Source organism: Frigoriflavimonas asaccharolytica, assembly GCF_013294015.1.
Classification (GTDB): Bacteria; Bacteroidota; Bacteroidia; order Flavobacteriales; family Weeksellaceae; genus Frigoriflavimonas; species Frigoriflavimonas asaccharolytica.
This window is the reverse complement of the sequence record NZ_JABSNO010000003.1, coordinates 100429-126244: the sequence shown is the minus strand read 5'-3', so window position 1 is coordinate 126244 and position 25816 is coordinate 100429. Positions and strand designations below refer to the sequence as shown.

General features: G+C 31.9%; 22 protein-coding genes. 20 read left to right on the top strand and 2 right to left on the bottom strand.

The window, feature by feature from the left end:
- The first annotated feature begins 46 nt into the window (after positions 1-46).
- From HNQ03_RS02965 to HNQ03_RS02910, 12 genes are all read left to right on the top strand, one after another.
- A complete protein-coding gene (locus HNQ03_RS02965) occupies positions 47-1387 on the top strand; it encodes an OmpA family protein (protein WP_173778163.1) in 1341 nt (446 codons plus the stop codon).
- A gap of 142 nt (positions 1388-1529) precedes the next feature.
- Complete coding sequence (locus tag HNQ03_RS02960) at positions 1530-2858, top strand: Nramp family divalent metal transporter (RefSeq protein WP_173778162.1); 1329 nt, start codon at positions 1530-1532, stop codon at positions 2856-2858.
- Between the two features lie 333 nt (positions 2859-3191).
- Positions 3192-3743 (top strand): nucleotide exchange factor GrpE, encoded by a 552-nt coding sequence (locus HNQ03_RS02955; RefSeq protein ID WP_173778161.1) that lies wholly within the window; start codon positions 3192-3194, stop codon positions 3741-3743.
- 86 nt (positions 3744-3829) lie between these two features.
- Positions 3830-4945, top strand: coding sequence for a molecular chaperone DnaJ (gene dnaJ / locus HNQ03_RS02950; protein WP_173778160.1), 1116 nt, complete (start codon positions 3830-3832; stop codon positions 4943-4945).
- Positions 4946-5049: 104 nt separating this feature from the next.
- On the top strand, positions 5050-5913 hold the full coding sequence (locus tag HNQ03_RS02945) for an alpha/beta hydrolase (protein ID WP_173778159.1): 864 nt from the start codon (positions 5050-5052) through the stop codon (positions 5911-5913).
- 114 nt (positions 5914-6027) lie between these two features.
- Entirely contained in the window at positions 6028-7284 is a 1257-nt protein-coding gene (locus tag HNQ03_RS02940; RefSeq protein ID WP_173778158.1) for a putative DNA modification/repair radical SAM protein, read from the top strand.
- A complete protein-coding gene (locus HNQ03_RS02935) occupies positions 7285-8049 on the top strand; it encodes a TIGR03915 family putative DNA repair protein (RefSeq protein WP_173778157.1) in 765 nt (254 codons plus the stop codon). It abuts the gene before it with no gap.
- Positions 8050-8132: 83 nt separating this feature from the next.
- On the top strand, positions 8133-8402 hold the full coding sequence (locus HNQ03_RS02930) for a TIGR03643 family protein (protein WP_173778156.1): 270 nt from the start codon (positions 8133-8135) through the stop codon (positions 8400-8402).
- Between the two features lie 140 nt (positions 8403-8542).
- On the top strand, positions 8543-9499 hold the full coding sequence (locus tag HNQ03_RS02925) for an FAD-binding domain-containing protein (protein ID WP_226927420.1): 957 nt from the start codon (positions 8543-8545) through the stop codon (positions 9497-9499).
- Between the two features lie 106 nt (positions 9500-9605).
- Positions 9606-10235: a flavin reductase family protein gene (locus HNQ03_RS02920; protein WP_173778155.1), complete on the top strand. Its 630-nt coding sequence runs from the start codon at positions 9606-9608 to the stop codon at positions 10233-10235.
- Positions 10232-10360: a DUF2256 domain-containing protein gene (locus HNQ03_RS02915; RefSeq protein ID WP_173778154.1), complete on the top strand. Its 129-nt coding sequence runs from the start codon at positions 10232-10234 to the stop codon at positions 10358-10360. The genes HNQ03_RS02920 and HNQ03_RS02915 overlap by 4 nt, the downstream gene beginning before the upstream one ends.
- Before the next feature lie 3 nt (positions 10361-10363).
- The gene (locus HNQ03_RS02910; protein WP_173778153.1) at positions 10364-11839 is read left to right on the top strand and encodes a cryptochrome/photolyase family protein; all 1476 of its coding nucleotides are present in this window, start codon (positions 10364-10366) and stop codon (positions 11837-11839) included.
- A gap of 164 nt (positions 11840-12003) precedes the next feature.
- On the opposite strand, the gene HNQ03_RS02905 is transcribed toward HNQ03_RS02910, so the two are convergent.
- Positions 12004-12468: an acyl-CoA thioesterase gene (locus HNQ03_RS02905; RefSeq protein WP_173778152.1), complete on the bottom strand. Its 465-nt coding sequence runs from the start codon at positions 12466-12468 to the stop codon at positions 12004-12006.
- Positions 12469-12614: 146 nt separating this feature from the next.
- Here HNQ03_RS02905 and yiaA point away from each other — a divergent pair, with 146 nt between their 5' ends.
- The 4 genes from yiaA (at position 12615) to HNQ03_RS02885 (ending at position 16279) form a co-directional block, all read left to right on the top strand.
- The gene (gene yiaA, locus HNQ03_RS02900; protein WP_173778151.1) at positions 12615-13010 is read left to right on the top strand and encodes an inner membrane protein YiaA; all 396 of its coding nucleotides are present in this window, start codon (positions 12615-12617) and stop codon (positions 13008-13010) included.
- Between the two features lie 150 nt (positions 13011-13160).
- Positions 13161-14042, top strand: coding sequence for a polysaccharide deacetylase family protein (locus tag HNQ03_RS02895; RefSeq protein WP_173778150.1), 882 nt, complete (start codon positions 13161-13163; stop codon positions 14040-14042).
- 82 nt (positions 14043-14124) lie between these two features.
- Complete coding sequence (locus HNQ03_RS02890) at positions 14125-14694, top strand: NfeD family protein (RefSeq protein ID WP_173778149.1); 570 nt, start codon at positions 14125-14127, stop codon at positions 14692-14694.
- A gap of 28 nt (positions 14695-14722) precedes the next feature.
- Positions 14723-16279 carry a flotillin family protein gene (locus HNQ03_RS02885; RefSeq protein WP_173778233.1) on the top strand — a complete coding sequence of 519 codons (1557 nt, stop codon included), beginning with the start codon at positions 14723-14725 and terminating at the stop codon, positions 16277-16279.
- 70 nt (positions 16280-16349) lie between these two features.
- On the opposite strand, the gene HNQ03_RS02880 is transcribed toward HNQ03_RS02885, so the two are convergent.
- Entirely contained in the window at positions 16350-18161 is a 1812-nt protein-coding gene (locus HNQ03_RS02880) for a TonB-dependent receptor plug domain-containing protein (RefSeq protein ID WP_173778148.1), read from the bottom strand.
- 359 nt (positions 18162-18520) lie between these two features.
- On the opposite strand from HNQ03_RS02880, the gene uvrA reads away from it, so the two are divergent.
- The 4 genes from uvrA (at position 18521) to HNQ03_RS02860 (ending at position 25814) form a co-directional block, all read left to right on the top strand.
- On the top strand, positions 18521-21310 hold the full coding sequence (gene uvrA, locus HNQ03_RS02875; protein ID WP_173778147.1) for an excinuclease ABC subunit UvrA: 2790 nt from the start codon (positions 18521-18523) through the stop codon (positions 21308-21310).
- A 61-nt stretch (positions 21311-21371) separates the two neighbouring features.
- Positions 21372-21878 (top strand): O-acetyl-ADP-ribose deacetylase, encoded by a 507-nt coding sequence (locus HNQ03_RS02870; RefSeq protein WP_173778146.1) that lies wholly within the window; start codon positions 21372-21374, stop codon positions 21876-21878.
- 23 nt (positions 21879-21901) lie between these two features.
- Positions 21902-22804, top strand: coding sequence for a CPBP family intramembrane glutamic endopeptidase (locus HNQ03_RS02865; protein ID WP_173778145.1), 903 nt, complete (start codon positions 21902-21904; stop codon positions 22802-22804).
- Between the two features lie 136 nt (positions 22805-22940).
- Positions 22941-25814, top strand: coding sequence for a sensor histidine kinase (locus HNQ03_RS02860; RefSeq protein ID WP_173778144.1), 2874 nt, complete (start codon positions 22941-22943; stop codon positions 25812-25814).
- Positions 25815-25816: the final 2 nt, after the last annotated feature.

Genomic DNA, 25816 nt, shown 5'->3' with positions numbered 1-25816 from the left:
AAGAAAAATCCTTACCTTTGATTATTAATCAAATAAAAAAACTATTATGTCATTAAACATTATTGATCTTATTAAAGGGCAACTAGGTCCAGCTTTAGTATCTCAAGCAGCTACTCAATTTGGGGAAAGTGAATCGGGTATTTCTAAAGCAATTTCAGCTTTATTACCTGCCATTGTTGGTGGTATGGCGAACAATGCAGAAAAACCAGGAGTTTTGGATGCTATTACAGGTGCAGCATCTAGTGGAATGCTCGGTAATTTATTAGGAGGTTCCTCTAATAATTCTATGATTACTACAATTTTATCTTCAGTTTTTGGAGACAAAATTGGTGGATTAATGAACGCTGTTTCTAGTTTTTCTGGAGTAAGTAATTCAACTTCAAACTCATTATTAAATATGGTTACTGGTGCTACACTAGGTTCTGTAGGAAAATATGCAGCGGATAATAATCTTGGTGCTTCTGGAGTTTCTTCTTTGCTAAAAGATCAAAAAGGAATTGTTTCTACACTTTTACCAGCAGGACTTTCTTTAGGTTCTTTAGGTTTAGGTGATGTGTTTGGAAGTGCAAATGAAAGTATTACTTCTGCTACAAATACGATTTCTTCCGCAGCAGGTTCAGTATCTTCTGCTGCAAGTTCCGTAACTTCTAGCGCTTCAAGCAAAGTTTCAAATGTAAGAGAAAACATTCCTACAGTAGAAAATAATAACGATAATAATGGTGGAGGTTCAATTTGGAAATGGCTCCTTCCTTTATTATTATTAATAGCTGTTTCTATATTTTTGTGGAAAAAATGTGAAGGTAAGAAAGATGTAGTTACTCCTGCAAATACTGAAGATTCTACAATGATGAATAACAGTACTCCTGCAGATACTTTAAACGCAGCAAATTCTACATCAACTACAATGACAAAAGAAGATGCAGATATTGATTTGAATGGTGTAATGCTAAAAGGCTACAAAGGTGGAATGGAAGAGCAAATGATCACTTTCTTAAAATATGGAAATTATAAAAATGCAGCAGATGATGAAGCTTTGAAAAATGTTTGGTATTCTTTTGATCATGTAAATTTCAAAATTGGTTCTTCTACCGTTTTTGAAGCAGGATCCGAAGGACAAATGGACAATCTTCTAGCGATACTAAAAGCTTTCCCAGAATCTAAGATTAAAGTTGCTGGATATACAGATAAAAGCGGAAATGAGGCATCAAATAAAACATTATCAAAAGCAAGAGCAGAATATATTAAAAAATGGCTTTCCGATAAAGGAGTTGCTGCACAAGTAATTGCTGCAGATGGTTACGGAAGCGATTTTGCAACATTGCCAGCTACTGCAAGTGTAGAAGACAGAGCAGTTGATAGAAAAATGGCTGTAAGATTTGCAAAATAATTACAATCAACATTTATAAAAAAATCCCGATTTCTATCGGGATTTTTTTTATTTCAAATTTTAAAAATGAATTTATTAAATTAAAAACTAAATAGTTAGAAATTTTATACTAAATTTGTTAGTTCAAACTAACATTTGATTTATGAGCAGAGCTTGGCGAAAAGAAAAACATCAGAATTCCCTTTCAGAAGTTTATTCATCTATAAATATACCTAAAGATGCTGGATTTTGGAAAAAATTAATAGCATTCACAGGACCTGGATTAATGGTAGCTGTTGGATATATGGATCCTGGAAATTGGGCAACTGATATTGCAGGAGGTGCAAAATTTGGATATGCCTTGCTTTCAGTTATTCTAATTTCAAATATTTTCGCAATTATATTGCAACATTTATCCTTAAAATTAGGTGTGGTTGCAGAACGAGATTTAGCCCAAGCTTGCCGAGACCATTTCAAGCCAACTACCAATTTCATACTTTGGCTCCTATGCGAAATTGCAATTGCAGCATGCGATTTAGCCGAAGTAATTGGTTCTGCAATAGCTTTAAATTTACTATTCGGCATTCCACTTACTTGGGGAATTGTGATTACAGGTATTGATGTTTTCATTATCTTATTATTACAATCCAAAGGTTTCAGATGGATAGAAGCATTTGTAGCAGGTCTAATTTTTGTAATTTTCGCATGTTTTGGCTACGAAATATTAGCCAGCAAACCAGATATTTTCCCAATGTTGAAAGGTTTAATTCCTACAACACAAATTGTCTACAATCCATCAATGCTCTACATCGCCATCGGAATTTTGGGCGCAACAGTAATGCCGCACAATCTGTATTTGCATAGTTCAATCGTTCAAACGCGAAATTATAGCAGAGACAGAGAAGGGAAAAAAATGGCAATTAAATTCGCAACCATAGACAGCACATTTTCCTTGTTTTTAGCATTTTTTGTAAATGCAGCAATTTTAATTGTTGCCGCAGCCACATTCCACAATACGGGCTATCAAGATGTTGCAGATATTTTTGATGCACATGAATTGCTGTCGCCACTTTTGGGCACCAGTTTAGCAAGCATATTTTTTGCCGTTGCACTGCTCGCTTCTGGTCAAAATTCAACATTAACAGGTACTTTAGCCGGACAAATAGTGATGGAAGGTTTTTTAAACATCAAATTAAAACCATGGTTACGCCGCTTAATCACCAGATTGATTGCAATAATTCCAGCACTAGCTGTCGCCATTATTTACGGCGAAAAAGGGACAATGGACTTGCTTGTTTTAAGCCAAGTTATCCTTTCAATGCAACTCAGTTTTGCCGTCATTCCATTAGTAATGTTCACGAATTCAAAAGCGAAAATGGGCGAATTCGTAAACAAAACATGGCTGAAAATTGTAATATTCTTCATTGCTGCTATCATTTTAACGCTAAATATTTATCTTTTAATAGAAACAGTTTTTCCTGGCTTAGTGTAAAAAAACACAATAACAATCCTTTAAAAAGCAAAGTTTATTTTCCTGCAGAAATCTCATCTACACAAACGTAAAGTAGGTGTCAGTTTTTTGGGCAGCATAATCCGCCTTCCGTTCCCAATCTTTTTTTGCAAAAAAGGATTTCCACTCAAGTCGGGCTGCAAATTATCGTCAAAATTTATTCTTCCTACGTTGAAATTTATTTTTTTTAAATTTAAATTTTCAAAACTTAATTGACCGAATTACAAATTACTTAAAAAATTTATCTGCCTAATTGTCCAACTAAAAAAATTGGCAAAATCTTTGCGAACTGCAATTTATTAAAAAGAAAAAATTATGATAGATAATAAAGATACGCACACAGACGACGCAGAATTTCTAGAAAATGAAACTAACAATACCGATGTAAATTCTGAAATTTCAGAAGAAAATTCAGCTGAAAATGAGCCAGTGGTAAAAACTCCCGAGGAACTTTTGGCAGAAGAAAAAGACAGATACATAAGATTGTATGCAGAATTTGAAAACTACAAAAAACGTACGGCCAAAGAAAAAATGAACTTTTTTCAATACGCAAATCAAGATTTAATGATTTCTATGCTTGGCGTTTTAGACGATTTTGAAAGAGCGTTGAAAAATATTTCAGATGAAGCAGATAAAAGCGGAATAGAATTAATTTATACAAAATTGAAAAATAAATTAGTAGAAAAAGGTCTAAAACCAATGGAAGTGAATGTTGGAGATGTCTTTAATGTGGATTTGCACGAAGGTATTACAAGCATTCCCGCACCATCAGAAGATTTAAAAGGGAAAATTGTAGATGTAGTAGAAACTGGTTATCAATTGCACGATAGAGTAATTCGCTTTGCAAAAGTAGTAACGGGACAATAAAAAATAAATGATGATAGATTATTGATTAATGCATCTTATTTATCAAAATGTAAACATCATTCATCTATCAATTATATTAAAAAAAAATGGCGAAAAGAGACTATTACGAAATATTAGAAATATCTAAATCTGCAAGTGCAGACGAAATAAAAAAGGCCTATCGAAAGATGGCAATTAAATTTCACCCAGATAAAAATCCAGATGACAAATCTGCTGAAGAAAAATTTAAAGAAGCTGCAGAAGCCTACGAAGTTTTAAGTGATGGCAACAAAAAAGCCAGATACGACCAATACGGACACGCTGGAATGAGCGGAAACGGCGGCTTCGGAGGAGGCGGTTTTGGCGGCGGTATGAATATGGATGATATTTTCAGTCAATTTGGAGATATTTTTGGAGGAGGTGGTGGTTTTGGCGGCGGTCAAACCAGAACTCAACAAGTTCGAGGTTCCAATTTGAGAGTGAGAATCAAACTTTCTTTGGAAGATATTGTCAACGGGACGCAAAAAACTATTAAAGTAAAAAGATTGAAAGTAGTTCCAGGAGCTACTTCAAAAACTTGTACTACTTGCAACGGAACTGGTGCACAAATCAAATTGATGAATACCATGTTCGGGCAAATGCAAACGCAAACCACTTGTAGTACTTGCCAAGGAGTTGGAAAAATTGCCGACAAAATTCCTGAAGGCGCAAATAATCAAGGTTTAAGAAAAGAAGACGAAGAAGTAACGATTTCTATTCCTGCAGGTGCAAGAGATGGAATTCAACTCAATGTTCGCGGAAAAGGGAACGATGCACCTTTTGGCGGAATTCCAGGAGATTTGTTGGTTGTGGTAGAAGAACAAGCCGATGAAAATATAAAAAGAGAAGGCGATAACCTTCACCAAGAATTATATATTTCTTTTGCAGAAGCAGCTTTGGGAACTTCAAAAGAAATAAATACCGTTGGAGGTAAAGTTAAGATTAAAATTGATGCAGGTACGCAATCTGGTAAAATTTTGAGATTGGCAGGCAAAGGTTTACCAAGTTTAGAATCTTACGGAAAAGGAGATATGTACGTTCACATCAATGTGTGGACACCCCAAAAATTGACTGATTCTCAAGAAGATTTTTTCAAAAAACAAGTGGAAAATGGCGAAATGCTTGCAGAACCTTCTGGAAAAGAAAAAACTTTCTTCGACAAGGTTCGAGATTTTTTCAATTAATATTCCCAAAAAACCAAAAGAGACTTTTTAAAAAAGTCTCTTTTTTTTGGTTTAATTTTGGCTTATCTTTTTCGGAAATTATTATCTCATTTCCACCTACGTTTATGAAAAAATTATTCTTCAATTATATATTTTGGTTTCTCGGTTTGTTATCCTTTGCACTGCAATCTTGTACTTCTCAATACAAAATCTGGGTAGGAGAAAATAATGAGCAAAAAATTTATAATTTAAAATACGGCGAAGAAAAAAAACAAAATATGGATGTTTTCTTACCAGCATATTTCGAAAGAGATAGATCTGCAGTCGTTATTGTGCATGGTGGCGCTTGGAAAAGAGGTAGAAAACAAAAAATGATTATGATTCAGAATTATTTGCACAGCAAAAATATTCCTACAATTAATATCAATTATAGACTCGTGAGAAAGGGAATTACCTACAAAGATCAACTAGAGGATATAGAATCTGCCATCAAAAAATTTAACGAGTTTTCTACAAAAACACTTTTACCAGAAGACAATTTCATTATTTTAGGAGAGAGTGCGGGCGCACATTTAGCGCTTTTGTATGGGTATCAAAATCCCCAATTAATTTCGAAAATCATATCTCTAAGCGGACCTACTGATTTTTATACACCTCAATTTCTAGCTACCACCTACTCTAGATACGCGTTGCCAACAATTCAAGATGTTGTTGGTGAAAAATTTAATAGAAAAAAAATTCCTGAAAGCTTTAAAATAGCAAGTCCAATTTATCAAGTTTCAAATGTGCCAACACTTTTATTTCAAGGAGATCAAGATTTGCTTGTAAATAGAAAACAAGGTCTTGCTTTAGATTCCGTATTATTTTTACATAAGGTAGATCACAAACTAATTTATATGATGAAAACGGGTCATGTCCCTAGATTTTTCAGTAAAGAAAAACGTGAAAAAATTATACTTCCCGAAATTCTAAAATGGATTAGGAAATAACAATAAACGATTGCTCTAAATCAATAAAGGTATAAATAAATTCAAATAAGTTAATTTTAGAATGTTTTCTTACTTTATTTTTGTATTTTTACATCATTAAATTTTAATAAATTAATGAATTTAGAACGCATAAAAGAAAAATTAGAAATCCTCGCAGATGCAGCAAAATACGATGTTTCTTGCTCTTCTAGTGGTGGAAATCGTAAAAACAACGGCGGCTTAGGAAACAGTCATGCTTCCGGTATTTGCCATTCGTACACTGAAGATGGACGATGCGTTTCACTTTTAAAAATTCTTTTAACCAATCATTGCATCTATGATTGTGCCTACTGCGTTTCCCGCAAAACAAACGATATCAAACGTGCAGCCTTCACTGTAGAAGAGGTGGTAGATTTGACGATGAATTTCTACCGTAGAAATTATATTGAAGGTTTATTTTTAAGTTCTGGGATCTTCAAAGATTCAGATACCACCATGGAACGTTTGGTTCGGGTAGCAAAAAAATTACGTTTAGAGCATAATTTTAACGGATATATTCACTTAAAATCCATTCCTGGCGCAAGTGATGAAATCATGAAAGAAGCAGGACTTTATGCAGATAGACTTTCTATCAATATAGAAATTCCTACAGAAAAAGGTTTAAAATTATTAGCACCAGAAAAATCTCATTCCGAGATGATCAAACCAATGGGTTTTGTAAAAAATGAATTGGCATTGTACAAAGAAGAGAAAAAAATCTTTAGAAAAGTTCCAAAATTTGCACCTGCCGGACAATCTACCCAAATGATTGTGGGAGCAACAGACGAAACCGATTTAAAAATTATAAAAGTTGCAGATCATTTTTATCAAAATTTCAATCTAAAAAGAGTTTATTATTCTGGCTACGTGCCAATGTTGACGGATGCGAGATTGCCTTCCATAGATTCTCAAGTTCCAATGCTGCGAGAAAATAGATTGTACCAAGCAGATTGGTTGATGCGTTTTTATGGTTTTAAAGCACATGAAATTTTGGAGAAAGAAAATCCATTTTTAGACCTAGAAGTAGATCCAAAATTGGCTTGGGCTTTGCGTCATCGCGAGCAATTTCCTATCAACGTAAATACTGCATCCAAAGGAATGCTGATGAGAATTCCAGGAATTGGCGGAAAATCGGTGAATAAAATCATTAATGCAAGACGTTTTCAAAAACTGACTTTAGAAAATTTAAAGAAAATGGGCGTTGCTTTAAATAGAGCAAAATATTTTGTTGAATTTGACAATCCAAATATTTTCAACAAATATATTGAGGAGCAAAATTTTAAAAAAATTATAATGAATAGTATGAAATCGAAATTTCAGAACCCTTTTTCAGAGCAACTTAGTTTATTTTAAATGACTACTCTACTCTATGATGGCAGTTTTGAAGGCTTATTTACCGCAATATTCGAGGTTTTTGAATATAAATATGAGCCAGCAGAAATAATTGCTAAAGAAAATTATTTGAGTGAAAACATGTTTTCAAATCTTCATGAAGTGCTAACTTCTATTGAAAAATCAGATAGAGTTTTAAAAAAATTAGAAAAAAATATCGGTAAAACTGGAGTTTCAAAATTGCTGAAAGTATATTTATCCGAAAGAAAAGATGTAGAATTTTTAGTTTTAAATGCCGTAAAAAAATCAATTAAAAATCCTACTGTTGATGTTTTATTAAATTACAGCGACGATGAAATTTTGGAAATTGCAAAAATAAATAAATCCGTCAATAGAGAAATCCACAGAATGCACGCTTTTGTACGGTTTGAAAAATTGAAAGATGATGTTTATTTTGCGAAGATTGAACCAGATTTTAATGTTTTACCCTTAATTGTGAAGCACTTTAAAGATCGATATCAAGACCAAAAGTGGATGATTTACGATTTGAAAAGACACTACGGCGTTTTTTACGATTTGAAAACAATGGAATTTTTTAATCCAGAATCTGACCAAATATATCAGTTTCAAAAGATAGATGAATTGCTGCATGATGAAGAAAAAAGATACCAAAAGTTGTGGCAACGCTACTTTTTTAAAACAAATATACCCGAACGAAAAAACTTGAAATTACACTACCAACACGTACCAAAAAGATATTGGAAATATTTGACAGAGAAACTTTAAATATAAATGAAAAATGATAATTGATTAAGATTTAATTCTTAAAAACTTTAAACCATTGAATTTTAAATTTTGAACCTAACAGCATGACAGACAGACAAACAGATAGAATCATAGAAATGGCATGGGAAGATAGAACGCCTTTTGAAGCCATAAAATTCCAATTTGGCTTTGCAGAAGCAGATGTTATTCAACTAATGCGCACCGAATTGAAAGAAAGTTCTTTCAAATTATGGCGAAAACGAGTGAATTCTGGTGTTAGCAAAAAACACCTCAAAAAACGAAGCGATGATATTTCTCGCTTCAAATGTTCTCGGCAGAATGCAATTTCCAACAATAAAATTTCAAAGCGATAGACTTCCCAACTTCCATATCAGCGATAAAAACAAGGATTTCTGAGATAAATCCTGTAAAATATTCTTCCACTAGAAATTTTGGAAATGGTGCTGTCACGCATTTAAGCCCGTACATTTCTCGTGGTGCAATATCTACAAAAATGGTTTTTGAGCATTTGAAAACTTTAAATTTGCAATGGTTTGAGGTAGAAAGATTAGTGCAAGAATTGGCTTGGAGAGATTTTTTTCAAGAAGTTTACAAAGCAAAACAAGATTTGATATTTTCAGATTTAAAGAAAATGCAAGAAAATGTAGAAAATTGGGAAATTCCAAAGGCAATTTTTGTAGGAAATACTGGGATAAATATTATAGACAAAGGCATTTCTGAACTTTATACAAGCGGATATATTCACAACCATTTGCGGATGTACATTGCTTCTATCACTTGTAATATTGCACATTCTCACTGGTTCAATCCTGCAAAATGGTTGTATTATAATTTGCTAGATGGAGATTTGGCAAGCAATCATTTAAGTTGGCAATGGGTTGCTGGAAGTTTTTCTAGCAAAAAATATTTTGCAAATCAAGAAAATTTTAATAAATATTTTGAAGGTAATCAGAAAGATACTTTCATGGATGTTGATTATTCTACATTACCTGATTTACAAATTCCCGAAATTTTAAAAGATGTAGAGGTTTTGAATTTGCAAACAATGCTTCCAAAAATAGAAAATCCTATCCTTAATAATGAAAAAACTCTAGTTTACAATTACTACAATTTAGATTTCAATTGGCATTTAGAAGACAATTTTCAAAGAATATTATTATTAGAAACTTCCCATTTTAAGCAATTTCCCGTATCAGAAAAATGTCTAGATTTTGCTCTAAATTTATCCGAAAATATTCCTAATATAAAAATTATTATTAGTGAATTTTCTGATTTAAATAAAATTATTTCAAAAGAAAATATTATTTATAAAGAACATCCAACCAATGCTCATTATTTGGGAATTAAAGAAGAAAGAGAGACATTGACCAATATTTACGGCGATTTTCCTTCATTTTTTAATTTCTGGAAAAAAATTAAAAAAGTGTTGCAAAAAGAATTTGAAAATTAAAAAGATCTTTCTCTCGCAGATTTTGCTAATGATGCAGATTATTTATTTTTATACAAAAATCTGCAAAATTTGAAAAATCTGCGAGAGTTGTTAAAAATTACAATTTATGAATTTAAAAAAATCAAAAATAGAAAATCTGGAACGTAAATACAGATTAAATCTCATCAATTCCATCACCGGAATAAAACCTGCCAACTTAATAGCAACAAAATCTGAAGAAGGTGTAGAAAATGTTGCCGTTATTTCTTCCGTTGTACATTTGGGTTCTCATCCTGCACAATTGGCGTTCGTTTTGAGACCGCAAGTAGAAAAAGAAAGCGATACTTTTAAAAATATTAAATCCACGGAAAGGTACAGCATCAACCACATTCCAGAAAATTTAATAAAAAAAGCGCATTATACTTCTGCAAAATTAGGTTCGGAAGAATCTGAATTTGATAGAATGAACATTGAAAAAGAATATGTAGAAGATTTTTTCGCACCATTTGTAAAAGAAAGTCCCATTAAAATTGGAATGAAATTATCTAGCATTATAGATTTACCAAACGATTGCAAATTTATTATTGGTAATGTGGAGCAATTAATTTTAGCAGATGATTTGGTGAATAATTTAGGACAAATAGATTTACAAAAATCTAAATCTGCAGGAATTTCAGGTTTAAATTCTTATTATAGTTTATCCAAATTAGACACTTTTCCATACGTAAGAACGTCGGAAATACCAGAGTTTGAATGAAAAAATCTGATTTGCCCACAAAAATTTGCCCAGTCTGTAAACTTCCTTTTTCTTGGAGAAAAAAATGGGAGAAAAATTGGGAAGAAGTGAAATATTGCAGTGAAAAATGCCGTAGAAATAAATAAAATATGTCTAAAATAATCAATATAGTTTTTCCGCATCAGTTGATTGCAGATAATCCTTTACTAGAAAATAAAGGCGATTTTTATTTGGTAGAAGAATATTTATTTTTCCAACAATACAAATTTCATAAACAAAAGTTGGCTTTTCATCGTGCTTCTATGAAATATTATCAAAAATATTTAGAAGAAAAAGGAGCAAAAGTACATTATATAGAAAGTGAAACTGAATGCTCTGATATTAGAAAATTTAATAAAGAAATAGATTCTAAAAATATTACAGAAATAAATGTGCTTTATCCTGCAGATTTTAATTTGGAAAAAAGATTGGCAAAAGTTTCGGAAAACATTCAACTAAATATTTTAGAAACTCCTTATTTCATCAATAATCTCAAAGATTTGCAAAAATTTTTTGATCCCAATAAAAAATCCTATTTCCAAACTTCATTTTATAAAGAAGAAAGAATTCGTTTAAATATATTAATTGACGAAAACGGAAATCCCGAAGGTGGAAAATGGACGTATGATGCAGATAATCGCAAGAAATATCCGAAAAATAAAATTCCACCAAGCATAGATTTTCCAGAAAAATCTGCGTATTGGAAGGAAGCAGTACTTTATGTTCAAAATAATTTTGCTCAAAGTTTAGGCGAAATTTCAGAAAATTCATATTATCCAGCAACACATGAAGAAGCAGAAAATTGGTTGGAGCAGTTTTTAGATTTTCGTTTCCACGATTTTGGTATTTATGAAGATGCGATAGTAGAAAAAGAACATTTTCTTAACCATAGTTTGCTTTCTCCGTTGATGAATGCAGGTTTACTTACGCCAATGCAAGTTGTTGAACGAACCTTAAATTTTGCAAAGAAGAACGAAATTCCACTCAATTCTTTGGAAGGTTTTATTCGTCAAATTATAGGTTGGCGCGAGTTTATTCACGGAATGTATTTGGCAAAAGGCGTATTTTCTAGAAATAAAAATTTCTTTGGTTTCAAGAGAAAAATGCCAAAAAGTTTTTATGATGGAACTACGGGAATTCCAGCAATTGATGAGACGATAAAAAAAGTTTTGAAAACCGGATATTGTCATCATATCGAAAGATTAATGGTTTTGGGAAATTTCATGTTGCTTTGCGAAATAGATCCAGATGAAGTGTACCAGTGGTTTATGGAATTATTTATTGATGCTTATGATTGGGTGATGGTTCCCAATATCTACGGAATGAGCCAATTTGCAGATGGTGGAACTTTCGCTACCAAACCGTATTTAAGCGGTTCTAATTACATCAAAAAAATGAGCAACTACCCTTCTGGAGATTGGGACAAAATTTGGGACGGATTATTTTGGAGGTTTGTTGGTGAAAATCAAGATTTTTTCAAAGGAAATCCGAGAGTTGGTATGATGTACCATACTTTTACTAAAATGGATGAGGAGAAACGTAGTGCACATTATAAAAATGCGGAAGAGTTTTTGAATGGACTTTAACTGCTAATTTTAATTTTGCAAAATCAAAAATTAAACAATTCCATAAGAATTTCACTGGTCAATTTGCAAATCTTGAGAAGAACGAGGCAATAAAAAACACCGTATTTCTAAAAAAGTAAAATTGCAATACGAACTGTTGTAAAGGATATTAAACAGTAAATTATCTACAAAAACGGTTTCATTTCTTCTTCAATATTTTTTCTCAATTTCATTAATTTTATTGCATATTTTTCCATCTTTTTGTCTTTTTTAGATTTCGGAAAAAACTTGGGCACAGAAACGGATTTTCCTTCGTCGTCTACCGCAACAAAAACGATGATGCAATGCGTTTTCTTTTCAAAAATTTTGTGTTTTATGTTTCTAGAAAATACATTGATGCTTATCTGCATACTTGTTTCTCCCGTATAAATTACTTCCGCTTCCACTTTCACCAAGTGTCCTATTTTTATGGGAGAATAAAACCTGATTCCGCCTACATAAACGGTTACACAATAACTAGAAGACCAACTACTTGCGCAAGCATATCCTGCTTGGTCTATCCATTTCATCACACTTCCGCCATGCACATTCCCACCGTAGTTTACGTCGCTTGGTTCTGAAATAAATTGGAAAACAGTTTTATTTTTCATGATTTTTTTATTAAAGGTATTCATAAAATATTTATTCAAATGGAAATTTGTGAAAAAATTCTGATAAATAAATATATTTATGAAATTTAAAATTTAGTATCTCAGAAAAAAGTTTATTTTTGAACAATAATTTATAAAATAAAAACATGATGCAAAAAACTTCTAATGCCTTCGTAGCTGCTTCTTGGATAGCACTCGGATCTGGAACAATAGGATTTTTAATTGGGTTATTTCGCGCAGAAATGGAATTGAATGAGCAAGGATATTATTTCACCGTTTTGATGTTCGGACTTTTTGGTGTTATATCTCTACAAAAAAGTGTGCGAGATAAATTAGAAGGTCTTCCCGTTACCAATATCTATTATGGTATTTGCTGGTTTGCCACAATACTATCAATCTGCTTATTAATTGTTGGTTTGTGGAACGCTACAATCTTGCCAAGTGAAAAGGGATTTTATGCATTTGCCTTTCTTTTAGCATTGTTTGGTGCTATTGCAGTGCAAAAGAATACGAGAGATAGTTTACCAGGTGGCAATCAATAATTGCTTACTTAATCTTTCTCTTTACTTAAAATTGTTCTTCTAAATGGAGGACATTTTTTTTTAGAAAAATTTTAGTAAAAATTTCAATTTGGCATATTTTTTGTTAAGATAATTTAATAAACTTTAACTAAATTTAACACTTCCAATTACATGAAAAAATTTTCTGCGACAGAACCTAAAGTAAAAATTCTTGTCGGTTTTGCTGTCTTGTTTGCATCTGCAATTTCTTATCACTTTTTAAAATCTAATGTAGGAGATCAGAAAAAAATTGCAACGATGAAATCCTCACATAAAGATGAGGAAAAAATAAAAAAAGATGCAAAAGATAATTACGTAGAAAATCCAGAAATTGTAGACGAACGCAGAACATTATATTTTACTTTTGATGATGGACCTAATAATGGAACAGACAATCTGATTAAAATTATTGATGAAGCCAAAATTCCTGTTACAACATTTATTGTTGCGAAGCATGCAAAAAGCAGCAGCTTTCAAAAGAAAATGTATGAACAATTGGAAGCAGATTCCCTATTTGAAATTGCAAACCACAGCTATTCTCACGCTAAGAATCAATACAGCGAATTTTATAAAAATCCCGAAAATGTACTTGCAGATTTTAGAAACGCAAAAGATAGTTTGAATTTAAAAACCAAAATTGTAAGAACACCAGGTAGAAATATATGGAGAATGAAAAATGTAAATTCTACGGACATCAAATCTTCCAAATCAGCTGCAGATTTGCTATACAAAGATGGTTTTAAAGTAGTTGGTTGGGATCTTGAATGGCGACCAACAAAGGATATGAAACTTGCGGAAGATCATAAAGTGATGATCGCAAACATTGATAGTATTTTTAAAAATAATTTAGAAAAAACATCAAAACATTTGGTAATTCTTACGCATGATCAATATTTGAGAGACGAGAATTCTGTAAAGGAATTAAAATTATTGATTGCTAGTTTGCAAAAATCTAAAAAATATCAATTTAAAAAAATATCTGAATATCCAGAAATAAGAGGTATTTTGGATTGATAAATATTTGATTTTTTAAGTTCAGAAATTATTTCAATTTAATTATTTTCTTTTAATTATATTAGCAGTATTAAATAACATTATGTTTCCAGAATATTTTTCTGAAATGCCAACTTTGCTGCAATCATTTTGGTATCTCGCTTTTTTTGCCTCGTTAATTTTTATATTTCAAACCATCCTTACTTTTATAGGTTCAGATGCTTCTGCAGATGTAGATGCGGATTTTAATGGAGATTTTCAACATATTGATGCACCTTTTGAACTTTTTACTTTCAGAAATTTAATTAATTTTCTGCTAGGTTTTGGCTGGACGGGCGCTGCTTTCTATGGAAAATTTAGTGAAACTTTATTAGTATTATTCGCCTTTGTAGTAGGACTTATATTTGTTGCAATATTTTTTGTCATCATCAAACAAATTTTAAAATTACAAGAAGACAATACTTTTGATTTAAATAATGTACTGGGAAAATCTGGAGAAATTTATATGACAATTCCTGGGCATGAAACTGGTTCTGGTAAAGTGCAAATAAGCATTAAAGGAAGCATTCATGAATTGGATGCAATGACACATGAAAAAGAAAAAATTGAGGCAGGCAGCATTGTAAAGGTGATGAAAATAGAAAATAAAATAGTATTTGTAGAAAAAATTTAAAAATTAATTAAAAATAACATAATCAATGATGGAAGGATTTATTTTAATAGGAGTAGCTGCAGTAGTAGTATTTGCAACCATACTCGCACTTATCTCAAGATATAAAAGATGTCCCTCGGACAAAGTTTTGGTAATTTATGGTAAAACTGGTGGCACATCTGCGAAATGCATACATGGTGGAGGTGCATTTATTTGGCCAGTGATACAAGATTATGCTTATTTGGATTTAAAACCAATTTCTATTGAAGCCAATCTTACCAATGCACTTTCCAAACAAAATATTCGTGTAGATGTACCTTGTAGATTTACAATTGCAATTTCTACAGAATCAGATTCTATGGGAAATGCTGCAGAAAGATTATTGGGTTTAACGACGGAGCAAATTCAAGAATTATCTAAAGATATACTTTTCGGGCAATTGCGTTTGGTTGTTGCGATGATGACGATTGAGGAGATTAACTCAGACAGAGATAAATTTCTAGAAAATATTGCGAAAAACGTAGACAATGAATTGAAAAAAATTGGTTTAAAATTGATCAACGTTAACGTAACAGACATCAAAGATGAATCTGGTTATATAGAAGCATTAGGAAAAGAAGCCGCTGCAAAAGCAATCAACGAGGCGAAAATTTCTGTTGCAGAACAAGAAAAAATTGGGGAAACAGGAAAAGCAATTGCAGATAGAGAACGTGAAACACAGATTGCAGAAACGCACAGAGATCGTGATGTAAAAATTGCAATCACCAATAAAGATAGAGAAGTAAGCATTGCTTCTGCCGCAAAAGATGAAAGTATTGGTAGAGCTGTTGCAATGAAAGAATCTAGAATCGCAACTTCAGAAGCAGACTCTATTGCTGTGAAAGGAGAAAACGAAGCGAAAATAACCATCGCTCAATCTGATGCGTTACGAAGAGAAAAAGAAGCAGAAGCTACAAAATTAGCAATGACTGCAGAAAAAGTGCAAGCTGCAAGAGCTTTAGAAGAATCTTATGTTGCAGAGCAAAAGGCAGAAAAAGCCCGTGCAGAAAGAGAAAGAGCAACCCAAAATGCGAATATCGTAATACCAGCAGAAATTGCAAAACAAAAGCAAATAATAGATGCAGAAGCAGATGCAGAAAAAATAAGATTGCAAGCTCGTGGAGAAGCAGATGCAATCTTTGCAAAAATGGACGCAGAAGCGAGAGGTTTGTATGAAATTTTGACGAAACAAGCAGATGGTTATGATAAAATTGTGAAAGCTGCAGGTGGAGATACAAATTCTGCCTTCCAATTATTATTAATAGAAAAACTACCAGAATTGGTTAAAACCCAAGTAGAAGCTGTTAAGAATATTAAAATTGATAAAATTACCGTTTGGGATGGCGGAAATAATGCAGATGGTAGCACTTCTACATCAAATTTTGTATCGGGAATGATGAAATCTGTACCACCTTTGAATGATCTTTTCAATATGGCAGGTCTTAATTTACCCAATTATCTAAAGGGTGAAGATGAAGCAACTGCAAATCTAGCAAAAAAACATCTAGGGAATTCTACTAAGCCAAAAATTGAAATAAAAGAAGAACCAACAGATTTGAATAATTAATAATTATTTAAATAAAATATAAAAAAAGAGCAAATTAATTATTGCTCTTTTTTTTATGAAAAATTGAATTTTATTTTTTAAATTGAATTTCATAAGAAACCCCAACATGAAACCATCTATTTGGCATCGGAACTCCAAAAGCTTCTGTATATTTGGTGTTGGTTACATTATTTACCAATACAAATAGCGTTACATCTTTATAATCCAGGTTTACTCTTGCATCTAGAAGATGATAACTGTCTTTATTCATCCTTTCTTGGTATCTATAAATCAATTGAGTAGAAACATATTTACCAAATTTATTCTCTAATTTACCAATAAGCTGATGCTTGAAATTATCTAAAACATATCTAGAAAAAGGTTGACTTTGACTCAATCTATTTTCCAGAAATACGTAACCGAGGGAATATGATTTTATAAAATTGTTTGCCGTTTTTTTCAGTTCAACCTCCAAACCTTTGGTGTCTATATTTCCAATATTTTCCGCCATCCATTTATCAGCAAGCGTTTGTTTCACAAAATCTATTGCATCTTCAGAATTTCTTCCAAATACACTCGCTTTTGCCAACCAATTATTTTTTTCAAAGCGGTAACCAAATTCGTAAGAAATTGCGCTTTCTGGGTTCAATTCCGGATTTCCTTGTTCCGTTCCACTTACATAATACAAATCTGTAAACGTAGGAATTCTATGTACTTTCGCTACGTTACCATAAATTTTATTTTGATCATTTATAGCATATCCAACATCTAAACCTGGATAAAAAAAGTTGTCTTTTCCAGAAAAATTAGCCCAAGAAATTCCAGGCGAAATCGTTAATTTATTATTTAAAAGGGAAAAATGATGTTCAAAAAAAAGTTGCGTCACATCTCTTTCTCTTTCCCCAAGATTATTGCTTACCAAAAACTCTTTTCTATATTCTACGCCCAATCCTGTAGTACCCAATTTAGATTGATAACTTCCATTTGCCTCTGCCTGCAGATTATTGCCGATGTGTATATTTCTATAAATTTCCGGTTTTTCTCGATTGAAAAGATACATATCCTGCCCTCTTCTCCAGGAAATACTGGTATTAAAATTAAATTTTTCAAATTTTTGTTCCAAACCCAAACTTACTACAGATGCTTGCACTTCTTCATATTGTTCCGTCGCTTTTGGTGATGCATAAAATCCATTTGCTCCAAATTTCTTTTCAGAATATCCTCCTTGAAAAAGGATTTTACCGTTTTTCAGTTTATATTGGTTTTGATAATAAAAATTCGCAATATCATAATCTGTATTATATCTATAGCCATCGGATTTTGCAGAACTAACTTGGATTAAATTTGTAAATTTTTCCGTACCAAAAGTTCCACTTGCCGTTAAATTTCTAGTATTAAAATCACCAACTTCTATGGAGCTTTTTATCGTTTCTTCAGAAGATGTTTTCGTTACGATATTGATAACTCCCGCATAAGCATTCTGTCCGAAACGTCTTGCAGCAGGACCTTTTATAATTTCTATACGTTCTACATTGCTCACATCTACAGGAATATTGAATGAATTGTGGCCAGTTTGAGAATCATTCATTCGGATGCCATTTAATAGGATCAAAACCTGCTCAAAACTGCCACCTCTTATGGAAATATCACTTTGTACGCCATTGGCTCCTCGTCTTTTTACATCCATTCCAACGTATTGTTGCAAAAGATCGTCTATACTTTGCGCAGGAGAATTTTCTATATCTTTTTTAGTTATTACCACTACATTTTCATTGGCATTCTCATATTTCAAGTTCAGAAATTTATCATGCAATAGTACTTCCTCAATTGCTACCTCTTTTTCTTGAGAATAAGCATTTAAAGAGAATAATAATACTGAAATTGGAATTATTTTTTTTAGCATAAATTTTAGTTAGGATTTCTAATATGATTTTTTGGTTAGCTTGAATTTCGTTTTGTATCCTTCGAATAATGCCTTCGCTATAATTTTGCTTATGCCTTCTGCTTACAATTTTATTTGGTCAAAAAAAGACTTTCGCTCATGTCGGAATTCAAAATATAGCAAGCCAAAAAATCCGTTATTGATAATTATAAAAGATAAATTTAAATGAATTTTGCGCAAATATAAAAAACAAGAAGTTAAAATAAGAGTTATCGATCATCATTTTTTATAAGAAAAATCATTTATTAAGAAAGATTTCATCCAAATGCAACAAATTAAATCCACATATTTTCCGTAATTTTGTTAGTCTTAATTTTACCATGGTTACACTAGAAAATATCAATATAAAAACTCAACTTTTCGTAAAAAATGCGCATCTAAATAATTTAAAAAATATAGATGTACTTATTCCGAAAAATAAATTAATCGTGATCACAGGTGTTTCTGGCAGCGGAAAATCTTCCCTCGCTTTTGATACTATTTATGCAGAAGGACAACGCAGATACGTAGAAAGTTTGAGTTCTTATGCACGCCAATTTCTTGGAAAATTAGAAAAACCGAAAATCGACGATATCAAGGGTTTGGCTCCATCTATCGCTATTCAGCAAAAGGTTATTTCTAGCAACCCTCGCTCTACCGTAGGAACTTCTACAGAAATCTACGATTATATGAAGTTACTCTTTGCGAGAATCGGCCACACATTTTCCCCAATTTCTGGCGAGGAAGTGAAGAAAGATTCCGTTTCTGATGTAATGGATTTCATCAAAAAAGCAGGAAAAGATGTTTCTTTTTTATTAAGAACGCCTTTAGTCTTTGAAACAGAAAAATTTGAAGAAAGTTTAAAATCTTTAAAATTGCTAGGTTTCACAAGATTGGAAGTAAATGGAAATGTAGCCGGAATAGAAGATTTAGAAAGTTTTGGATTTGTGCCAGAAAAAGATATGGAAATTCATCTGGTCATCGATAGATTTAACTATGAAGAAGATGAAAGTTTTCAGCAAAGATTAGCAGATTCTATACAAATGGCATTCTACGAAGGTCATGGATATTGCTCTCTAAAAAACATGGAGACTAATGAAATACGAGAATTTTCTAACAAATTTGAATTAGACGGCAAAGAATTTTTAGAACCAACCGTACATTTATTCAGTTTTAATAATCCTTTAGGAGCTTGCCCAACTTGCGAAGGCTACGGAAAAGTGATTGGTATTGATGAAGATTTAGTAATTACAAATAAAAATCTATCCGTTTTTGAAGATGCAGTTACCGCTTGGAAAGGCGACTCTATGAGTGAATGGAAAAGAAAATTCATCAAAGCTGCAAAAGATTTCCCGATACACAAACCCTATTTTGAATTATCTAAAGAGCAAAAAAACTATTTGTGGAAAGGAGATGGCAAGAAAGATTTTCCTTCTATAGATAATTTCTTCAAAATGGTAGAAGAAAATTTATACAAAATCCAATACCGTGTAATGCTTTCCAGATTTCGTGGCAAAACCAAATGCTATAGCTGTGATGGTTTGCGTTTGCGAGAAGAATCTTCTTGGGTAAAAATTGATGGCCACAACATACAATCTACCGTAGAATTGCCTTTGGACGAGCTTTTACCATTGATGAAAGGTTTAAATTTAACGGATCATGATGCAGAAATTGCCAAAAGATTGCTCTACGAAATCATCACAAGATTAGAATTCTTGATGAAAGTTGGTCTAGGATACTTGAGCATCAACAGAACGTCAAATACCCTTTCTGGTGGGGAAAGTCAGCGGATAAATTTAGCAACATCTCTCGGAAGTTCTTTGGTTGGGAGTATTTATATTCTTGATGAGCCTTCCATCGGTTTGCATTCTCGCGATACAGAAAACCTCATCCAAGTTTTAAAAAATCTGCGAGATCTTGGAAACACCGTCATCGTTGTAGAACATGATGAAGATATGATGAAAGCTGCAGATTACATTATAGATATTGGTCCGGAAGCTGGATATTTAGGTGGCGAATTGGTTTTTGCTGGAGTTTATGATGAATTGAAAAACGCAAATACATTAACCTCCGACTATCTCACTGGAAAATTAGAATTAGAAATTCCCACGAAGAGAAGGAAAGCCAAAGAATTTATTAAAATAAAAGGTGCGAGAGAAAATAATCTTAAAAATGTAGATGTAAATATTCCTTTGGAATGTTTGGTTGTAATTTCGGGCGTTTCTGGTAGTGGAAAATCTACCTTAATGAAAGAAGTTCTGACCCGAGAAGTGCAAATTCAATTGGGAATGGGTGGCAAAAAAATGGATTATGATTCTGTAGAATTTCCATTAAATTTGGTGAGAAATATAGAATTAATAGATCAAAATCCTATTGGGAAATCTTCCAGATCCAATCCTGTTACCTATTTGAAAGCCTACGACGATATTCGAGAATTGTATGCCAAGCAAAAATTATCTGTGATGATGGGCTACAAAACCAAACATTTCTCCTTCAATGTAGATGGTGGAAGATGTGATGAGTGCAAAGGAGAAGGCGTTATCACGGTTGCAATGCAATTTATGGCAGATATAGAATTGGAATGCGAAGTTTGCAAAGGTGCGCGTTTCAAAAAAGAAATTTTAGAAGTTAAATATGACGAAAAGAATATTTCGGATATTTTGCACATGACGGTAGACGAATCTATCGAGTTTTTTAATGATAATAAACAAAATAAAATAGCCACGAAATTGCAACCTTTGCAAGATGTTGGTTTGGGCTATCTGCAACTAGGACAAAGTTCTTCCACACTTTCTGGTGGAGAAGCGCAACGTGTGAAACTTGCCTCATTTTTGGTGAAAGGAAAAACGGCAGAAAAAGTCTTATTTATTTTCGACGAACCTTCCACTGGTTTGCATTTTCATGATATCAAAAAGTTGCTAATTTCCTTCAATGCTTTAATAGAATTAGGACATTCTGTAATCGTAATTGAGCATCAACCAGACATTATAAAATCTGCAGATTGGGTGATAGATCTCGGTCCAGAAGCCGGTAAACATGGTGGCGTAATCGTATTTGAAGGTACGCCAGAAAATTTAGCAAAAAATAAAATATCTAAAACAGCGAAGTATATTGCGGAGAAGTTAATTTGAGAATTTGAGAATTAATAAATCTTGTAATTACTTTACGTAAGAAATTTTAAAACCTCTTGATATGAAAATTGAATTACTAAAAGGAGATATAACTAAAATTAAAGTTGACGCAATAGTAAATGCAGCAAACACTAGTTTACTAGGAGGTGGTGGTGTAGATGGAGCAATTCACAAAGCTGGAGGTCCAAAAATTTTAGAAGAATGCTACACAATTAGAAATAAACAAGGTGGCTGTAAAGTTGGCGAAGCTGTAATTACAAATGCTGGAAATCTAAGTGCTGAAAAAATTATACATACCGTTGGTCCTAGATGGAATAATGGAAATTCAAACGAGGAAGAAAAATTACGATCTTGCTATATAGAATGTTTAAAATTAGCAGAAGCAAATAATTTGACAAGTATTGCATTTCCTAATATCAGTACAGGAATTTACGGTTTCCCAAAAGACAAAGCAGCTAAAATTGCTTTTGAAACAGTAACTCAATGGAAAAGTGAAACGATTAAAAACATCATTTTTGTGTGTTTTGATGATGAGAATTATTCTTTGTATAAAAATCTATTGCAGTAATTTGTATAGTATTGATGTAAACTATGATAAATAAAGCAATATTAGAATTCAAAGAAGAAACTAAAGCATTTATAAGTTTTCTTAAAAACCCGAGAGAACTTTCACCTGCAAAGCAATCTTTCGATACAAAAGCGAAAATTTTCTCCATTTTATTGGTCGTGCAATTTTTGTGGATTTTGGTAGTGATCCCGATTTATTCTTTTGCAGATTATATTCTAGATTTAAAGGAAGCCGATCTTGGTTCATTCTCTCTACTTGAAATTTTACTTTTCGGTTGTGTCTTTGCACCACTTTGGGAGGAATTTGTTTTTCGATTTCCTTTGAGATTTAAGAATAATTATATTTTTAGAGGTATCAATAAACTATTGGGTAAAAATAAATTAGAATATCATTGGCGAAAAAATTATAGTTGGTATTTCTATGGTTTTGCTATTTGTTTTGGTCTTATTCACGCTTTCAATTTTCAAAATGAGAAAACACTTTTATTCTTTTTGTGTGCTCCACTCATCACATTTTCTCAGATTTCAACTGGGATTATATTGGGATACCTGCGTTTAAAAATTGGCTTTTGGTATGGTGTCTTGTTTCATACTGCTTTTAATTTTCTACTAATTTTTGGTTCCTATTCTTTGTACCACAATTCAGAATTATTTCATTACAAAACTGACAAAGTTGAAATAATAGCAACCTATTTAGAAACTGATGAAGGAAAATCTTTTTATACTATTAGTGAAAAAGATGGATTCATTACAAATATAGATGCGCAAAATTTCAGGTTAGATCATTTAACGGAAACAATTATCAAAAAGAAATATACTTCAGAAGATGTTCGGCTTCTCAACTTAAAAATAACCTCAAAAAAAGGAATTTCTAGAAAAGAATTGTTGAAAATTTTGAAGCAAGAAATACAAATGGATTCTCCTTAATATGACATTTTTTTACAAAAAGTTCTGAGAACATTCATGCTTTTTAATTCAAAAAAAAAAATAATTAATTTATACATAAATCTTGAAATAGTAATACATTAGCTTACTGTAATTTTCTTAGATTATTAAAAAATTATTGAAATATCTGTTTTATTTCTACATTCTGTTTTTCGGACAAAATTTTTATGCCCAAAATTACAATCTCACCAATTCTTTTTCTACAAAAGATGGTTTGCCAAGCAATTTGGTGTATCAATGTTTGTTGGATGATGAAGGTTTTATTTGGGTAGCCACAGACAATGGAATTTCTCGGTTTGATGGGAAAAGATTCATCAATTATACCACAAAAAACGGATTGCCTTCCAATGATGTAATTCAAATCATCAAGCAAAAAGATGGCAGCATTTGGGCAATTTGCTACAAGCAAGCTCCTAGCTATTTTGATGTTAAGTTGAACCAATTTGTTTGCTTAGAAAAAGACAAAACTGTTGCAGATGTAAGCAATTCTCTCTTCAACGCGATATATCCTATCAGAGATAACGAATTGTTTTTCATGAGTAATGCAGGCAGTTTTACGGTGAAAGATAAATATATTGAAAATAGAAAAAGACTAAGCAAAAACCAAAATAATTTGTCCTTTTATCTAAAAAATCAGTTTGTTGAAACCATATATACCGAGAAAAAAGTAAATAATAGAAAAACTACTGAAAGCAAATTTTACATCAACAATAAGCATATTGGTACTATAAAAGAAGAATTTACCGATGATGTGATCAATAGCTATTTCAACAACAATTCTATTTATAGATTTAGTCCACACAAAATATGCAAGTTTAACGTAAAAAGTATAAAAAATTTTCAAATTGAAATTACCAATAAAAAAATTGAGCAGTCTGTAAAGTGGTTTCAATTTTCTAAAACTAAATTGAGCATCACTTGTAATGATGGTACCATCTTAATATATGATGAAAATACCTTGAAATTGCTTTCTATTATTAAAAACAAATACAATGTAAACACTGCTTTTGTAGACGATCAAAACAATGTTTGGATAGCCACTTTGAACAACGGATTGATGTACTACACTCACAAAACCATCAAAAAAGTGAATTATGCGGCAAAAGATATCACCAATTTTTTGTGTGCAAAAATGTCTGATGATGGTAAATTATATGCGGGTAATTATCAAGGTGAAATTTACATGAAAGATGGGAAAACAGAGAAACAGTATTTTTTTAATCATACCTTTAAAAATAATTTGTGGATTAGAAACATTCACTTTTTTCCAGATAAAACCATCGTTGTTAGTGATATCGGATTGAATATAAATTTCAAAAAAACTTTGGCCATTTTAAATGATGCAAAATCTACATTAAATTTAAAATCATCTGCGAAATTGAATAATGAGACACTTATTTTGGGCACTATTGCAGGATTGATGAAATACGATATTGCTACTGAAAAGTATTCATTATTAAATTTTCCGAAGCAAAGAATTTTAAATATAAAAAGAAAAAACAACCAAATTTTCTATTTTTCTGCCAATGATGGTTTGTATGAATATGATATTATTTCAAACCAATATCAACTCATTATACCCAACATTCTTTTGCAAAATGATAGGATACAATACTTTGAAGCCGGCGATAATTTGGGAATTTGGATAAGCACCTACAAAGGAAATCTATACCTAGTCAAGAATAAAAAAATACTAAAAAAATTTATTGGTGATCCTAGAATTCCCATCAATATTTCTTACTTGTTATGCATTAAGAACAAACTTTGGATTGCCTCTAAAACAGGAATTACCATTTTGAATTTTAAAAATAAAGCAGATGCAGATATTACAAAGCTCACTACTTCAGACGGATTATCTTCCAATACCATCAATTTTTTAGATGTAAAAAATGATACGGTATACGCTGCAACAGATGTAGGGATATCCAAAATTCCAGAGCGAAATTACCACTATCGGTATCGTCTTTTCCCAAAATTAATAGAACTGAAAATAAATGGTAAGGTAGTATCATTAGCCAATAATTTCAAGTTAAAAAGCGATCAAAACAATAATTCTTTAGAACTTGCAGGAGTAGATATTTCTGGGCATTTCAAAAATTTTCAATATTCTGTGAATGATTCTAATTTTCTAAATATATCTGGTAATTTTTTAAATTTAAAATTAAATAATGGCACTACCCTATTGAAAATAAGAGCAGTAGATGAAAATAATGAAATCCACCAGAGCGAGATTCAATTAAAATTTGAGATTCAAACGCCGTTTTTTCAATCGATATTATTTTGGAGTTTGCTAACTTTTCTTTTTTCTGGCTTATTGTTTATGTATTACAACAGAAGAAAATTGGAAAAGCAAAAAATTGCATTTGAAAAACAATTGGCTTTAGAACATCAAAGAAATGAAATTACAGCCAATCTGCACGACGATTTGGGCGCTTCACTGAGCAGTTTGCAGATAAACAGTGCAATAGCTCAGAAATATTTAGATAAAAACCCAACTGAAGTAAAAAAAATTTTAGAAAAAATAGAAGCTCAAGCAAAAAATATTTCTGAAAACATAGGTGATATCATTTGGAGTTTAAAGCCTTCAAATGATGAATTTATGTCTGTGAGTACCAGAATAAAAAATATTACCAGCGAAATATTGGGCAATGCAGATATACATTACGGGTTGTTATTAGATGGAAGTGTAGATTCTGAAATAAAAGATTTTGCAACCCGAAAAAACATCATACTAATTTGCAAAGAAGCCTTTAATAATATTCTAAAACACGCACATCCAAATGAAGTCTGCGTTACATTGCAAAAAATAGAGGGCAATTATGTGTTAGAAATTGAAGATGATGGCATTGGTTTCTCTGAGGCTGCAAAAAAAGGAAATGGCATTGATAATATGAAAAAAAGAGCCGAAGAATTAGGTGGCACATTTGAATTAATAAACCACGATGGAACTAAGATAATTGTAAGTATCCCTATAATTAGGGAGAAAAAATAGCT